Here is a 14,188-nt window from a genome sequence, read left to right as displayed (position 1 = left end):
CAGTGGCCAGATGCCCGCGCGCTTCCGGGGGCGTTCGTCGATGTCCAGGGAGCCGGTCTCGGCGAGCAACAGGCCTCGCGGCGCAAGGAGCTGGGCGCGCCGCCGTCCGCAATGGCCCCGGCGGCTGCCGCTTCGAGGTGACGCTGCCCGCGGCCGAGAGACGACGCGCCCCGCCCGCCACCGGTCCGGGGTGTCTACCCGCGAAGTCCCGCCCGCGCGAACTCGCGCATGCCCTCGTCAAACCCGACCGACGGCTTCCAGCCCAGCTCGGCGCGCAGGCGCGAGGAGTCCGCGGTGATGTGGCGTACGTCGCCCAGCCGGTATTCGCCGGTGACCACCGGCTCCGGACCTCCGTGGGCGGCGGACAGGGTCCGCGCCATCTCCCCGACGGTGTGCGGCTCGCCGCTGCCGGTGTTGTACGCCGTGAGCACACCCCCGGGCGCGTCCACCTCCAGCGCCGCCACGTTGGCCGCCGCCACGTCCCGTACATGCACGAAGTCACGCCGCTGGCGGCCGTCCTCGAAGACGCGTGGCGCCTCCCCGCGGGCCAGCGCGGAGCGGAAGAACGAGGCGACGCCCGCGTAGGGGGTGTCGCGGGGCATCCGGGGGCCGTACACGTTGTGGTAGCGCAGCGACACGGCGGAGCCGCCCGTGGACCGGGCCCAGGCGGCCGCCAGATGCTCCTGGGCGAGCTTGGTGGTCGCATACACGTTTCGCGGGTCGGCCGGGGCGTCCTCGCCGACCAGCCCGGGGGACAACTCCTGTCCGCACGCCGGGCACAGGGGCTCGAAGCGCCCGGCCGCGAGGTCGGCGACGGCCCGCGGGCCCGGCCGTACCGCCCCGTGCCACGGACACTCGTAGCGCCCCTCGCCGTAGACGACCATCGACCCGGCCAGCACGAGACGCCGTACGCCCGCGTCCGCCATCGCCGTCAGCAGCACCGCCGTGCCCAGGTCGTTGCGGGAGACGTAGTCGGCCGCGTCGGCGATTCCGTTGCCGAGACCGACCAGCGCCGCCTGATGGCAGACGGCGTCGACGCCGGGCAGGGCACGGGCGACGGCGTCCGCGTTCCGCACGTCGGCGCCCGTGCCCTCCCGCACGTCGAACACCACCGGCTCGTGGCCGCCCGCCCGGAGCGCCTCGACGACTTGGGACCCGATGAAACCGGCACCGCCGGTGACCAGTACACGCATACGCCCACGCTAGGTCGGTCGCGGTGCCGGAACCCCCGTGCCGCCCACCACGTCACCGCTCCGTAAGACCGAGCGGTGCGGACGCGGTCGCCGTTCGGAAGCGGCCGGCGCGCCTCTTGGTCCGGTGAGGTGAACAGCCGGCCCGTGGCTGGCCGGGATCTTGGGCTGCGCGGCCGTCCTGCCAGCAGACTTTCAGCCGGCCCCGGCAGGGGGAACGACTCGGCCAGGAGGGCTCACTCCGTCGGCTCGGCACTCCGATCCCACCGGGAGGCTGCGATGTCCGACGCGCACGACGTCGGGGCGAAGGCGCGCATCGCCGAGCGCCGGGCCCGGACGGACTACACCGGCGGTGTCTACGGATCCCTGCTTGCCGCCTCCGTGGTGGTGGGTGTCGGCGCGTGCCGATTCCCCGCGTCGAAGTGGTGGTGCTGCTGCTGAGCACCGGCGTGGTGTTCTGGATCGCCCATGTGCACGCCCAGTTGTTCGGTGCCCGTCTGGCGCAGCAGGCCCTGAACCGCCGCGTGGTGCTGCACGTCTGCCGTGACGAGTGGCCGATCGTCAAGGCCGCCGTCCCGCCGGCCGTCGCCGTGGCCGTCGGCCTGCTGCTGGGTCTGGACGCACAGGGCGGTTTCTGGCTCGCACTCGCCGTGGCCGGACAGGTGGGGTGGTCGGGGGCCGGGGCACGCCGTGCGGGCGCCTCGTGGCCCCTCGTGGTCGTCAGCGCCGCGGTCAGTCTGGTGCTCGGTCTGCTGATCGTCGTGTTCAAGTTGGTCCTCAAGGAGGGGCCGGGACCGGACCAGCGGCGGCCCACGACCTCACCCGTCAGGGGTGACCCGGCACCCGACTCCGAGCGGGACTCTGATCTGTACGGGTCCCGGCCGCCGTGCCGTCGGCGCTCTCCGGTGACCTGCACCGATCGCGCGAGGAGGAGCCATGACCGTATCGCGGGGTCCAGCGGCGCGAAGTGCGCACGAGCACCTTTCCGGCGACTCCGTCACGGGGGACGACTCCGCGGGACTGTCGGCCAGGCTGGCCTCCTCGTGGACGCTGATCCTCGGCTCGGCGCTCGCGACCCTGATACCGGGCATCCTGGTGCTGGTCTGGCCGCACGAGACCCTGCACGTCCTGGCGGTCCTCACCGGGCTGTACCTGCTGGTCACCGGGGCGTTCCGGTTCGTCGGGGCCTTCTCCCGGGCGGAGCACGACGAGCGGCTGCCGCGCCTGCTCGTGGCGCTGCTGCTCGTCCTGGCCGGGGTGCTGTGCCTGAGGCACCCGTTGCAGACCATCGCCGCTCTCTCGCTCGTCGTCGGGGCCGTGTGGCTCGTATCCGGCATGCTCACCGCCTACACGGCCTTCGCCGACCGCGACCTGCCGCACCGGGCCTTCGTCCTCGGTGCGGGCGCCCTCGGCATGGTCGCCGGGCTCGTGGTGCTGGCCCTGCCGGCCCCGTCGGCGGTCGTCCTGACCCGGCTGCTGGGCCTGTGGCTGGTGCTGCTCGGACTGGCGGAGCTGATCGTCGCTCTTGCCTGGCGGGACGCACTCCGCAAGGTGGGCGTCACCGGCCGATCCGGTTGAGCGCCGTCTGCGACGTGCTGAGCCGTGGCCCGGGAATCCAAGGCCGGTTGATCTCCCTGTTTCCGGTGGCCGTCGCGGGTCTGGCCCTCGGCGAAGCCGTCGCGTCCTCGTCCTGGTACCGGCAGAAAGCCGGTCTGCCCAGTGGCCCGACGCGCGAACGGTGAACGCCCGCCTCGTGGGCCGCCTGGGGAACCGGCCAGGAACACCAGGCTCACCCCCGTCGGGTGAGGCCGCAGCCGGGCGCCGCGCGCAGGGTGGATTCGGCAGCCGTCGGGCGGAAGCCCGGAACGGAGGAGGGAAATGGCCGAGCAGACCTACCTTGCCTACGACTACCCACTGCTGAGCGCCTTCTGGACGATGCTGTGGTTCTTCCTGCTGGTCATGTGGTTCTTGCTGCTCTTCCGGGTGGTCGTCGACATCTTCCGCGACGACTCCTTGGGCGGCTGGGCCAAGACCGGCTGGCTGGCCTTCGTGATCGTGCTGCCGTTCCTCGGCGTCCTCGCCTACGTCGTCGCCCGCGGCAAGGACATGGGCCGCCGCGAACTGGCACAGAGGCGTGCCCAGCAGGAGGCCCTGAACTCCTACATCCGGGAGACGGCGACCGGGCGGGGCAGCCCGAGCAGTACGGAGGAACTGGTCAAGCTCTCGGAGATGCGGGGCCGCGGCGACATCACGGACGAGGAGTTCCGCAGGGCGAAGGAACTGGTTCTGTCGGGCCACGGGTCGTCGGGTTCGCCGACCGTGTCGCCTCAGGTCCCCGGATCGGCCAGGCGGTGATCGCACAGGCCGGCTCCTACCTGGGGGACGCGTCGCACGGCGCGGCACTGCGGGGCGTCGGCCGTGTTTGTCACGGGGCGGGGACCGGCGAGCAGGCCGGCCCGGTGACCCACGAGACCGGTCGCGCGACGGGCGGGAACCTCTGGTTCCCGCTCGGTCCGGCCGGCGGACCACCCGGCCGGGCCCGGTCAGGCGCTGCGCGGCCGGCGGGCGGTCTTCTTCGCCGTGGTCTTCTTCGCCGTCTCCTTCGCGGTCTTCCGGCCGGCGGTCTTCTCGGCGGGCGCCTTCTTCGCCGCGGCCCTGGCGGCGGCCTTCTTCTTCGGGAGTTCGTGCACCTCGGCCCGGGTGTCCTCGCCGCGGGACGCCCTGGCCTGCGTCACTGACGCCTGGAGCGCGGACATCAGGTCCAGCACCTTGCCGGGCTCGGCCTCCGGCTCGGGTGCCTCGGGCGGTGCCTGGCCCTCCCGCTTGGCTTCGATCACCTGCTCGAGCGCCTCGGTGTAGCGATCGGCGAAGTCGGGCCCTTCGAGGTCGTCGCGGGTCATGCGCTCGATGAGGCACTCGGCCTCGGTGATCTCGTCCTCGGACAGCCACACGTCCGGCGGCACCAGCTCGGAGGGGTCGCGGACCTCGTCCGGCCAGCGCATCGCGTGCAGTACGAGCGCCTCGTCCCGCACCCGCAGCAGACCGAGCCGCTCCCTGCCGTGCCAGGCGAACTTGGCCACCGCGACCTTCGACGTCCTCACAAGCGCCTTGCGCAGCAGGGCGTACGGCTTCTCGGCGACCGTACCGGAGGCCTGGAGGTAGTAGCCCTCGCCGATGCGGAGCGGATCGATCGACTCGGCCGGCACGAACCCCTCGATCTCGATGGCCCTCGCGGTCGGCAGAGGCAGCGCCCGCAGTTCCTCGTCGAGCACCGGGACGACCTGGTCCTTGGAGATCTCGTAGCCCTTGCCGATCTCCTCCTGCGAGACCTCCCGATCCTCGACCTCGCAGTATTTCCGAACGCGAACGCGGCCCATGTCGCTCAGGTGGTACTGATGGAACCGGACGCTGTGGTCCTCGGTGGCCGGGACCACGTCGATCGGGATCGTGACCAGACCGAAGCTGATCGCTCCCGACCAGATGCTCCGGGGCATCGCAGACCTCCCTGACGTGCACCGAGACCACCCCAGCCTACGGAGCGCCCCCGTGCACGGCATGGTGAAGGCGTCCACCGGGAGGAGGGCCGTCGGCCGCGGGCACGGCGGGCCGGTCGGCCGCTCGCGGTCCGTTTGCGCGGCAAGCACTCGGTTAACCGCGAGGGAACTCTTGGTGATCATCCCCCGTGCGGGGCTGTCCGGGCCCGCGCCGCTGCCTAGCATGAGGTGCTCGCGCCCGGTTCAGGGCGCGTCAGTACGTCGTACGTCGTCCGGGGAGGCGCGGAGGAATGCCGGTGTCCGGCCTCACCTCTCGACGGGGCCGCATCTGGGCCGCGGGCGGGATCCTGCTCATCCTGGCCCTGATGGCGGCGCTGCTGGTCACCACGCTCGGCGGGACCCATCGGGCGCGGGCGGCGGCAGACGGACTGCCGCGCACCACGGTCGAGGTGTCCCCGAGCGGCTGCGGTCGCGGCTGGAACAAGCCGGTGTCCGGTCTGCAGGTCTTCGACCTGCACAACACCTCGGACGGCCCGGCGGAGGTCTATCTGGAGGACCCGCGCAGCCGGGCCCTGTACGGGGAGATCGAGGGTCTCGCACCCGGGACCACCCGGTCGCTGACCGTCCGTCTCGGCACGGGTTCGTACGCGTTCACCTGTCTGCCGGACGACGCCGGCGCGGTCACCGGACCCACCGTCCGCATCACCGGCGGGACGGCCGGCCCCGCGGCGGCCCCGGTCACCGAGCACGATCTGATCCCCCTCGCGATCGACTACCAGAAGTGGGTCGCCGGAGGCCTGGACGAGTTGGCCGGGCTGACCGGGCGGCTGAGGAGTGCGATCGACCGGGGGGACCTCGCCGGGGCCCGTACGGCCTGGCTCCCGGCCCATCTCGCCTATGAGCGGCTCGGCGCGGCCTACGACGCCTTCGGCGACGCGGACGGGCGGATCAACGGAACCGACGCGGGGCTGCCCGGCGGCGTCCACGACCCGTCCTTCACCGGCTTCCACCGCCTCGAGTACGGGCTGTGGCACGGCCAGAGCGCGGACGCCCTGCGCGGCCCCGCGGCCACCCTCGTCAAGGACGTCGGCGCCCTGCGCGCCGACTGGGCACAGGCCCGTATGGACCCGGCGCAGCTGGGCCTGCGGGCGCACGAGATCCTGGAGAACACGGTGCAGTTCGAGCTGACCGGGCGGACCGACTACGGCAGCGGCAGCAATCTCGCCACGGCCCGTGCGGGCATCGACGGGACCCGCGCCGTCCTGTCCCGGCTGCGCCCCCTGCTCACCACTCGGTACCCGGACCTGCCCGCCCTCGACCGGGAACTCGACCGCGCTCAGCGCACCCTGGACGGCTTCCAGCACGGCGGCACCTGGACACCGCTGAACCGCCTGGACCGTACCGGGCGCGAGCAGGTCGACGCGGTCCTCGGCGACCTGGTCGAACGGCTGGCCTCGGTGGCGACCATCTGCGACCCGCGGAGGACGGTATGAGCACCTCCTCCGAGGCGAGCAGAGTCGGCCGCCGCGGCTTCCTGCGCGGAGCGGCCCTGGCCGGTGCCGGGCTCGCCGCCGGTGGCGCCGCCGCTCCGGCGACCGGCGCCGACCCCATGGGCCCGCCGCCGATCGCCCCCTTCCACGGCACCCGTCAGGCCTCGGTGCTCGCGGCCCCGCGCCGGGTCACCGCGTTCGCCGCTCTCGACGTGACCGCGGGGAGCCGCGAGGAGCTCAGCGATCTGCTGCGCACCCTCACCGCCCGCGCCCGCTTCCTGACTTCGGGCGGAACGCCGCCGGCCGTCGGGATCACCGGTCCGCCCACCGATTCCGGCATCCTGGGCGAGGAACCGCCCGCCGGCGCGCTCGCGGTGACCGTCGGCGTGGGCGCCTCGCTCTTCGACCACCGGTTCGGCCTGGCCGCCCGCCGCCCGCGCAGGCTGACGGCCATGCCCGCCTTCCCCGACGACGACCTGCGCGCCGAGTGGTGCCACGGAGACCTCAGCCTCCAACTGCACGCCGACGACTCGGACATGGCGCTGCACGCGCTGCGTGACATCGCCCGGCACACCCGCGGCGCCATGCAGGTCCGCTGGCGCCTCGACGGGTTCAGCAGCCCGCCCCGTCCCGTCGGCACCCCGCGCAATCTGATGGGCTTCAAGGACGGCACGGCCAACCCCGACCCCACCGACGCCCGCGAGATGAACCGCCTGGTGTGGGTGGGCAGGGGCATGGGCGAGCCGGACTGGGCGGTGGGCGGCAGTTACCAGGTCGTACGTCTGATCCGGATGCTCGTGGAGTTCTGGGACCGGGTCTCCCTCAGCGAGCAGGAGCGGATGTTCGGCAGGGCCAGGGGTACCGGTGCCCCCCTGGACGGGAACGCCGAGCACGACACCCCCGACTACCCCAGCGACCCCAAGGGCGATGTCATCCCGCTGGACAGCCACATACGCCTGGCCAACCCGCGCACGGCGGCCACGGCCGACCAGCGGATCCTGCGCCGCGCGTACAACTACGACGCGGGCCTGGACAGCAACGGCAACCTCGACATGGGACTGCTGTTCTGCTGCTACCAGCAGGACCTTGTCCGCCAGTTCGAGACCGTGCAGCACCGCCTCGCGGGCGAGCCGCTCACCGACTACATCAAGCCGTTCGGCGGCGGTTACTTCTTCGCGCTGCCGGGAGTGCGGGACGGCGCGGACTGGTTCGGACGCACGCTCCTCGGCTGAACCTGTCTAGACAACTTACCGAGTTGTTGGTCAATACACGGTCAAGATTTCTTCTGGCTTCCCTGACCCGCTGTTCATGTGCACGCCATCACCGCTCCAGCGAAGTGCCGCCCGCCCGGCGAAACATCCCTGACCGTACGGCGCAACGACGTTCGTGTCCGGAAGGTGAAGCATCATGGCGAGCAAGGGAAGACGAGCAACGATGAGGAGTCTTGGAGCGCTCCTGGGTGCGGCCGCGCTCACGGCCCTCGGCGCGAACGCGCCGGCCTGGGCCGCCGCTCCGAACGGGTGGCCCCACTCCTCGACCGCCACGCCCATCAAGCACGTGGTCGTCCTCTTCGACGAGAACGTCTCCTTCGACCACTACTTCGCGACCTACCCGCAGGCCGCGAACACCGATGGCACGAAGTTCACGGCGTCCAAGAAGACCCCGAAGGACGTCGACAACCTGCGTACCGCCGGGCTGCTGACGAAGAACCCCAACCAGTACGCGCCCAAGCGGCTCACCCCGTCCCAGGCACTGACCTGCGACCAGAACCACGCCTACGGCCCCGAGCAGTACGCGTACAACGGCGGAAAGAACGACCAGTTCGTCCAGAACACGGACTCGGGCAAGTGCTCCGGCAACCTGTTCGGCGAGCCCGGCCTGGTCATGGACTACTACGACGGCAACACCGTCACCGCGCTGTGGAACTACGCGCAGCAGTACTCCATGAGCGACCGTTCCTACAGCTCCGTCTACGGCCCGTCCACGCCCGGCGCGCTCAACCTGGTCTCCGGTCAGACGCACGGCGTCGTCTCCGTGGACCCCGCGACCGGCACCGAGAACCCCAAGCAGACGACGACGCCGGACTCGTACACCGTCCAGTCGCCCGACGCCAAGGGTGTCGGTACGGTCACCAACGACCCCGACCCGGCGTACGACGACTGCTCCGACAAGGACCACACCAGCAAGAACGCGCTCGCGTCGATGCAGGGCCGCAACATCGGTGACGTCCTCAACTCCAAGAAGGTCAGCTGGGGTTGGTTCCAGGGCGGCTTCCGCCCGTCCACCGCGTGGGACGGCAAGCAGGGCGACTACGCCAAGTGCGACGCCACGCACACCAACACCGGCGGCGCCGCGGTCGTGGACTACAGCCCGCACCACTCGCCGTTCGAGTACTACAAGTCGACGTCCAACCCGCACCACCTGCCGCCGAAGAACGTCGACGAGATCGGTCACAACGGCCAGGCGAACCACAACTACGACCTGACCGACTTCGACGCTGCCCTCAAGGCGGGCAAGCTCCCGGCGGTCAGCTTCGTCAAGGCCGCCGAGTACCAGGACGGCCACGCCGCCTACTCGGACCCGATCGACGAGCAGCACTTCCTGGTCGACCAGATCAACGCGCTCCAGAACTCGCCGCAGTGGAGCTCGACGGCCGTCGTCATCGCCTACGACGACTCCGACGGCTGGTACGACCACGCCTACGCCAAGCCGCGCAACGGTTCCAAGGACACTACGGTCGGTTCCAACGGCAAGGCCGCCGACAGCCCGGCCTGCCAGGCCGGCCCGGCGGCGTCGGGCGGCTACGCGGACCGCTGCGGCCCCGGCACCCGTCAGCCGCTGCTGGTCGTCTCCCCGTACAGCAAGGTCAACAAGGTCGACCACACGCTGACCGACCAGGCCTCGATCACCCGCTTCATCGAGGACAACTGGCGCACGGGCCGTATCGGCGACCACTCCTTCGACGCCACGGCCGGTTCGCTCTCGGGCATGTTCGACTTCCGGCACCCCAACAACAAGCAGGTGCTGCTGAACGCGGACGGCTCGGTCAAGTCGGTCGGCCGGATCCACCACGTGGCCCCGGTCGCCACCAGCATCACCCCGGGTCCCGCCATGGAGAACACGGCGGCGACCACGGACGCGTCCTCGTTCCCGGCCCTGCCGGTGGGCATCGCGGCGGCCGCGATCGTCGCGGCCGGTGCGACGGGCACGTACATCACCCTGCGCCGCAGGGAGCGCGCCGGCGCCTGACGCCTTGCGCAGCCTGCGGGCGGTGACTCCGGAGATCCCGGGGTCACCGCCCGCGGTGCATCGGGTCTCACCCCCGGCCGTACGGTGTCCCACCGCCCGCGCACAGGGCCCCACCGATGCGGGTGCAGTCCGGGGCCGCCGCGCCGGCTCCCGGCGGGCTCGACGCGGTCGGACGGGAGCCGGCGGCACATCCCGCCGTGGCCGGCGCCTTCGCCCCGACCGGTGCTCACGACCTGTACATCGCCGGTGGGTGCGGGACCTGGCCCACGTCTACCGCTTCCTGGCCCAGGACCTGGGCGGTCCGGGCGTCGAGGGGGCGGGGACGGTCATCGCCGGTCAGGCGCCCCAGTCGGCCGCCAGGCCACGGCCGTGAGCGAAGAGGGTTCCGGCTGTGGGCCGGAGGCCACCCCAGGGCGCCGCTCACTGTCCAGCACGCCGGTCCTGGCCGGTCCGGTCAGGGCGGCCGGATCCCCGAAGGCCCGGCCTTCGATCCGGCCTCCGTGCAAGGAATGGCCCCGCCCCCGTGGGGTACGCGTCGGGGGCCGCCCGGAGCCGAACGTTCCGGGCCGCCCCGCCCGCCACTACCAGGGGATCCGTCATGAACACGCCCAACAAGAACCACCGCTCGACCGCAGCTCAGGAAGCACTGGACACGCTCGCTGTGGATTCCGCGGACTCGACGGCGCTGGACACACTGGCCGGCAGCGACGTGCTGGTCCCCGTGCCGGACGACGTCGACGAGAACGACGCCACCGATCCCTATGCCGTGTCCCTGCCCGTCCTGGAACAACCGGACGGGGAGCAGACGGTGCCCGTGTTCACCTCCGAGACGGAGATGTCCGACCTGCTGCCGTTCGTCTCGCGTTACCGGCTCGTGCCGCTCGGCGCGCTCGCCTCCCAGTGGCCCACCGGCGATCTCACGCTGACCATAGACGCGGCTTCGCCGCACGGGCTGACGCTCAACTCCGACGGAGTGCGCACACTTCTCGCGCGGCCGTAAGGCCCGTACCCACGTCCTGGCCCAGCTGACCGGACGCCCGGCCCGCCGCCGCGCGGGCCCCGGCGCACCAGCCGCCCATGACGCCCCACAAGGGACGCCGACACGGGGCCGGCCGGGGCACCCCTCACAATGACCGCATGAGATGGATCTCCGGCCTGGCCGGCGCACTGCTTCTCGTCGCCGTCTTCGCCAGCATCCTGCGGACCCTGGTGGTCCCGCGCGGCCTCTACTCGGCACTGGTCTACCGGCTGTGGTGGGTCCTGCGCCGGCTGCTGCGCCTGGCCGCCCTCCGCGGTGGCTACGAGGCCATCGACCGGGCGCAGACCTGGCTCGGCTCGCTCATGCTGATGGGCATGCTCGCGACCTGGCTGGGCGGAGCCTTCGCGAGTTTCGGCCTCCTCCTGCACGCCCTGTCCTCACTGACCTGGGCCAACTCCTTCCGCGAGGCCGGATCCAGCATGTTCACCCTCGGCTTCGCCAGCGGTCAGCGGCTGCATCTGTCCGCGGTCGACTTCCTGGCGGCGATCACCGGGCCCGTCCTGATCGCCCTGCAGATCGCCTACCTGCCCACCCTGTACGCGGCCTACAACCGCCGCGAACTCGAGGTGACACTGCTCCAGTCCCGGGCCGGAGAACCCGCCTGGGGCCCTGAGATCCTGGCCCGTCAGTGGCTCGTCGACACCGAGACCGCCCTGCCCGAGCTCTTCCGCGCCTGGGAGCGGCTGGCCGCGGACATCGGGGAGAGCCACGCCAGCTACCCGGTCCTGATCGCGTTCCGCTCGCCCGGCCCGTACCGCAACTGGATGGTCGGGCTCCTCGCCGTGATGGACGCGGCGGCCATGCAGCTCTCGCTCGCGCCGCACGCCGCGCCGGCGGAGGCCCGGCTGGTGATCAGGGCCGGGTTCACCTCCCTGCGCGACATCGCCCGCTCGGTGCGCTTCGCGTTCGACTCCGACCCGGTGCCGGACGGACCGGTCCGTCTCACCTTCGGCGAGTTCGAGGCGGCCGTGGCGATGGTGATGGCAGCGGGCTTCCCCGCCGAACGGACGGCACGGGAGGCGTGGCCGCACTTCCGCGGCTGGCGGGTCAACTACGAGCCGATAGCGTACGAACTGTGCCGCCGCACCGACGCCGTGCCCGCGTTGTGGAGCGGGCCACGCGATTTCCCCTCCGTCCCGATCCCGCCCCGGCGCCCGACGGACCGGCAGCCCCGCAGATCGGCCTGAAGTGCCCCCCGTGGCGGGGTAGTCCGGGCCGGTCCCGCGGGAAGATCCCGGGGGTGAACACCGGCTCGGAAGGGGGATGGTCGTGAGGGCCGTCCTGCTGGGTACGGCCGCCGGCGGCGGCTTCCCGCAGTGGAACTGCGCGTGCGCGCTGTGCACGGCCGCCCGCGACGGCGAACTGCCCACCCGCACTCAGGAGTGCGTCGCCGTCTCCGGCAATGCGCGCGACTGGTGGCTCCTCAACGCCTCACCGGACATCGGTACGCAGGTGACGGCCACCACCGCGCTCCGGCCGGGCCCGGGCCCGCGGGACACCCCGCTCAGGGGCGTTCTGCTGACGGACGCGGAGGCCGACCACAGCGCGGGACTGACGGCGCTCCGGGGCGCGGCCGGCCTGAAGGTGTACGCCGCGCCACCGGTCCTGGCCGTGCTGGCCCCGGTGCGGGCGGGACTCGACCGCTGTGCCGTGTGGGAGTGGGTGGACGCCCTGACCGACGGTGGGTTCGTCCTGGCCGGCGGTCTGGTCGTCTCCGCGCATCCGGTGGGCGCCGAGGCGCCCGGGTACGTGGCCGGTGCCGCTCCCGACGACCACTGGGTAATCGCCTACCGCGTCGAGGACCTGTCCACCGGCGGAGTGCTCGTGTACGCACCCCGCGTCGGCGCGTGGTCGCCGGTCCTGGACGAGTTGCTGACCGAGGCGGACTGCGCGCTGCTGGACGGCACGTTCTACACGGCGGACGAGCTGGACGCGATCGGGGGCGGACCCGGGAAGGCGGCGCCGGGCCACCTCCCCGTCGCTGGCGCGCACGGCTCTCTGGCCGCCCTCGCCCGGCACCCGGGACCGCGCCGGATCTACACCCACCTCAACAACACCAACCCGCTGCTCGACCCCGCCTCGGCCGCGCGGCGTCAGGTGACCGAGGCCGGCGCCGAAGTCCTCGCGGACGGCGCCGAGTTCACTCTGTGACCGGCTGCCCCGCGGGAGTCGGCGCGGTGAGCATCCGGGCCAGGACCTCACGCTGCAGCGGCAGCGCCTCGGCGTGCACCTCGCGGCCCTTCTCGGTGAGGGCGACCCACACCCCGCGCCGGTCCTCCTCGCACACGGAGCGGTGGACCAGGCCGTCCTTCTCCAGCCGTCCGATCAGCCGGGACAGAGCGCTCTGGCTCAGATGCACCCGCCCTGCGATGTTCTGCACCCGGCACTGATCGCCGGCCGCCGGTGCCTCGGTGGCGAGGATGTCGAGCACCTCGAAGTCGCTGGCGCCGAGCCCGTACGGGTGCAGCACCCGGTCGATCTCGCACATGGTGTGGGCGTGCACCGACAGGATGTCCCGCCACTGCTCCTCGAGCCGGGCACCGGCCGTTTTCGCTGCCATACTCGCACGGTAACAGAAACGGGCTGCTTTGTTTACCGTGCAACTAGTGCATCTGCAAGCAGCCCGTCGCACCGAAGGAGGGCGCGCGGCCCGACTAGGCGGCCGGGTCCTGGAGCAGCCCCACCAAGTTGCCGTCCGCGTCCTTGACGAAGGCGATCAGCCTGCCGCCACCGACGTCCTGGGCGTCCTGCAGCAGCTCGGCCCCGGCGTCCAGCAGCCCCTTGAGGCGGGCCTTGAGGTCGGACACGTGCCAGTAGGGCACGGGTCCGGTCATCCCCTTGGCGTGGCCGTTCGGGTCGAGGCCGATGTCCTGCCCCGCCGCCTTGTAGCCGACGTAGTACGGCTCGTCGGCGTAGGGCTCCACCTCCAGCAGGGCGCTGAAGAGGGCCTTCGCCCGGGCGAGGTCCTTGACGGGGTAGATGATCGTCTTGAGTTCGGCGGTCATGAGTGCTCCTCGGCGGTTGCGTGGGCCGACGGGGTTCGTCGGTGGTTCCACGCTAGGGCGGGGGGCCGTCCTGTGGCTTCTTCGAAACTGACCGGTCGCGCGCGGCGGAGATCAGCCACCGACGATCCCTCCGGAAGGTGAGGCCTGGCCGCGCACGAGGCCCGGCCGGACCTGTGACGGGCCTGTTCGATCAGAGCACTTCGGCCCGTTACCACCTCGGCCCGGCACCACAGGGCACGCGACAGTGGGTCAGGAGGGCGGTACGGAGGGGACGGCATGCTGAGGACACCGGTGAGCGAGCAGCGGATGTGGATCCTGGAGTGGCTGAAGGACCCGGAGGCCCACTTTCCGCCGCCCCGCCGCGGCGACCTGGTCGAGGACGGCGTGACCGCGGCGGCCGTCGCCGCGAAACTCGCCGTGCCCCGGTCTGTCGCCGATACCGATCTGCGTCTTCTCGCCGCCATCGGCCTGCTGCGCACGAAGAGGATCCGGCGGCACACCCACTACCGCCGCGACGAGGTCCGTATCGCCGAAGTTGCACGCATGTTCGAGAAGGGGTGGTAGACGGCCGCGGCGCGGGCAGGCCGCCTCCGGGAGCGGTGCAGCAACGGCATCGCGTCCGCCGCCGCCCTGGTTTCCGGAGGGTGACCCGCGCCTGCGAGGCGGCCCGTGGGAACGGTGCCGCGGCCGTGGCCCGGCGGCCGATCTGGGTGCGCAGCGG

The 14,188-nt window shown here is 72.1% G+C and carries 14 protein-coding genes and 1 pseudogene; 11 read left to right on the top strand and 4 right to left on the bottom strand.

Annotated features, from left to right (window positions below):
• Positions 1 to 194: 194 nt before the first annotated feature.
• Entirely contained in the window at positions 195 to 1,193 is a 999-nt protein-coding gene (locus ACQEXA_RS08450; RefSeq protein WP_432935567.1) for an NAD-dependent epimerase/dehydratase family protein, read from the bottom strand.
• Between the two features lie 276 nt (positions 1,194 to 1,469).
• Here ACQEXA_RS08450 and ACQEXA_RS08445 point away from each other — a divergent pair.
• The 3 genes and pseudogenes from ACQEXA_RS08445 to ACQEXA_RS08435 all read left to right on the top strand — a co-directional run.
• A pseudogene (locus tag ACQEXA_RS08445) lies at positions 1,470 to 1,975 on the top strand (hypothetical protein); the annotation flags it as partial.
• A gap of 151 nt (positions 1,976 to 2,126) precedes the next feature.
• Positions 2,127 to 2,768, top strand: a complete 642-nt coding sequence (locus ACQEXA_RS08440; RefSeq protein WP_433129263.1) for an HdeD family acid-resistance protein — start codon at positions 2,127 to 2,129, stop codon at positions 2,766 to 2,768.
• A 300-nt stretch (positions 2,769 to 3,068) separates the two neighbouring features.
• Positions 3,069 to 3,545 (top strand): SHOCT domain-containing protein, encoded by a 477-nt coding sequence (locus ACQEXA_RS08435; protein WP_432935569.1) that lies wholly within the window; start codon positions 3,069 to 3,071, stop codon positions 3,543 to 3,545.
• 188 nt (positions 3,546 to 3,733) lie between these two features.
• Here ACQEXA_RS08435 and ACQEXA_RS08430 read toward each other — a convergent pair whose 3' ends face one another.
• Positions 3,734 to 4,684: a Ku protein gene (locus ACQEXA_RS08430; RefSeq protein ID WP_433129261.1), complete on the bottom strand. Its 951-nt coding sequence runs from the start codon at positions 4,682 to 4,684 to the stop codon at positions 3,734 to 3,736.
• Positions 4,685 to 4,974: 290 nt separating this feature from the next.
• Here ACQEXA_RS08430 and ACQEXA_RS08425 point away from each other — a divergent pair, with 290 nt between their 5' ends.
• The 7 genes from ACQEXA_RS08425 to pqqB all read left to right on the top strand — a co-directional run bounded on the left by ACQEXA_RS08425 (position 4,975) and on the right by pqqB (position 12,613).
• Positions 4,975 to 6,177: an EfeM/EfeO family lipoprotein gene (locus ACQEXA_RS08425; protein WP_432935573.1), complete on the top strand. Its 1,203-nt coding sequence runs from the start codon at positions 4,975 to 4,977 to the stop codon at positions 6,175 to 6,177.
• Complete coding sequence (efeB, locus tag ACQEXA_RS08420) at positions 6,174 to 7,406, top strand: iron uptake transporter deferrochelatase/peroxidase subunit (protein WP_432935575.1); 1,233 nt, start codon at positions 6,174 to 6,176, stop codon at positions 7,404 to 7,406. Before ACQEXA_RS08425 ends, efeB begins: the two co-directional genes overlap by 4 nt.
• Positions 7,407 to 7,608: 202 nt before the next feature.
• Positions 7,609 to 9,423: a phospholipase C gene (locus tag ACQEXA_RS08415; RefSeq protein ID WP_433129258.1), complete on the top strand. Its 1,815-nt coding sequence runs from the start codon at positions 7,609 to 7,611 to the stop codon at positions 9,421 to 9,423.
• A gap of 250 nt (positions 9,424 to 9,673) precedes the next feature.
• A complete protein-coding gene (locus ACQEXA_RS08410) occupies positions 9,674 to 9,796 on the top strand; it encodes a hypothetical protein (RefSeq protein WP_432935579.1) in 123 nt (40 codons plus the stop codon).
• Between the two features lie 225 nt (positions 9,797 to 10,021).
• The gene (locus tag ACQEXA_RS08405; RefSeq protein WP_359396444.1) at positions 10,022 to 10,423 is read left to right on the top strand and encodes an SseB family protein; all 402 of its coding nucleotides are present in this window, start codon (positions 10,022 to 10,024) and stop codon (positions 10,421 to 10,423) included.
• Between the two features lie 137 nt (positions 10,424 to 10,560).
• The gene (locus ACQEXA_RS08400) at positions 10,561 to 11,649 is read left to right on the top strand and encodes a hypothetical protein (RefSeq protein ID WP_432935580.1); all 1,089 of its coding nucleotides are present in this window, start codon (positions 10,561 to 10,563) and stop codon (positions 11,647 to 11,649) included.
• Between the two features lie 82 nt (positions 11,650 to 11,731).
• Complete coding sequence (pqqB, locus tag ACQEXA_RS08395) at positions 11,732 to 12,613, top strand: pyrroloquinoline quinone biosynthesis protein PqqB (RefSeq protein WP_433129256.1); 882 nt, start codon at positions 11,732 to 11,734, stop codon at positions 12,611 to 12,613.
• On the opposite strand, the gene ACQEXA_RS08390 is transcribed toward pqqB, so the two are convergent.
• A complete protein-coding gene (locus ACQEXA_RS08390) occupies positions 12,603 to 13,022 on the bottom strand; it encodes a MarR family transcriptional regulator (RefSeq protein ID WP_432935584.1) in 420 nt (139 codons plus the stop codon). The two genes, pqqB and ACQEXA_RS08390, sit on opposite strands and share 11 nt — an antisense overlap.
• A gap of 94 nt (positions 13,023 to 13,116) precedes the next feature.
• Positions 13,117 to 13,467, bottom strand: coding sequence for a VOC family protein (locus ACQEXA_RS08385; protein WP_432935586.1), 351 nt, complete (start codon positions 13,465 to 13,467; stop codon positions 13,117 to 13,119).
• A gap of 276 nt (positions 13,468 to 13,743) precedes the next feature.
• Here ACQEXA_RS08385 and ACQEXA_RS08380 point away from each other — a divergent pair, with 276 nt between their 5' ends.
• Positions 13,744 to 14,031: an ArsR family transcriptional regulator gene (locus tag ACQEXA_RS08380; RefSeq protein WP_433129254.1), complete on the top strand. Its 288-nt coding sequence runs from the start codon at positions 13,744 to 13,746 to the stop codon at positions 14,029 to 14,031.
• Positions 14,032 to 14,188: the final 157 nt, after the last annotated feature.

The sequence above is a fragment of the Streptomyces sp. CA-106110 genome (genome assembly GCF_050936285.1).
Lineage (GTDB): Bacteria > Actinomycetota > Actinomycetes > Streptomycetales > Streptomycetaceae > Streptomyces.
This window is presented reverse-complemented; position numbering and strand designations above follow the sequence as displayed.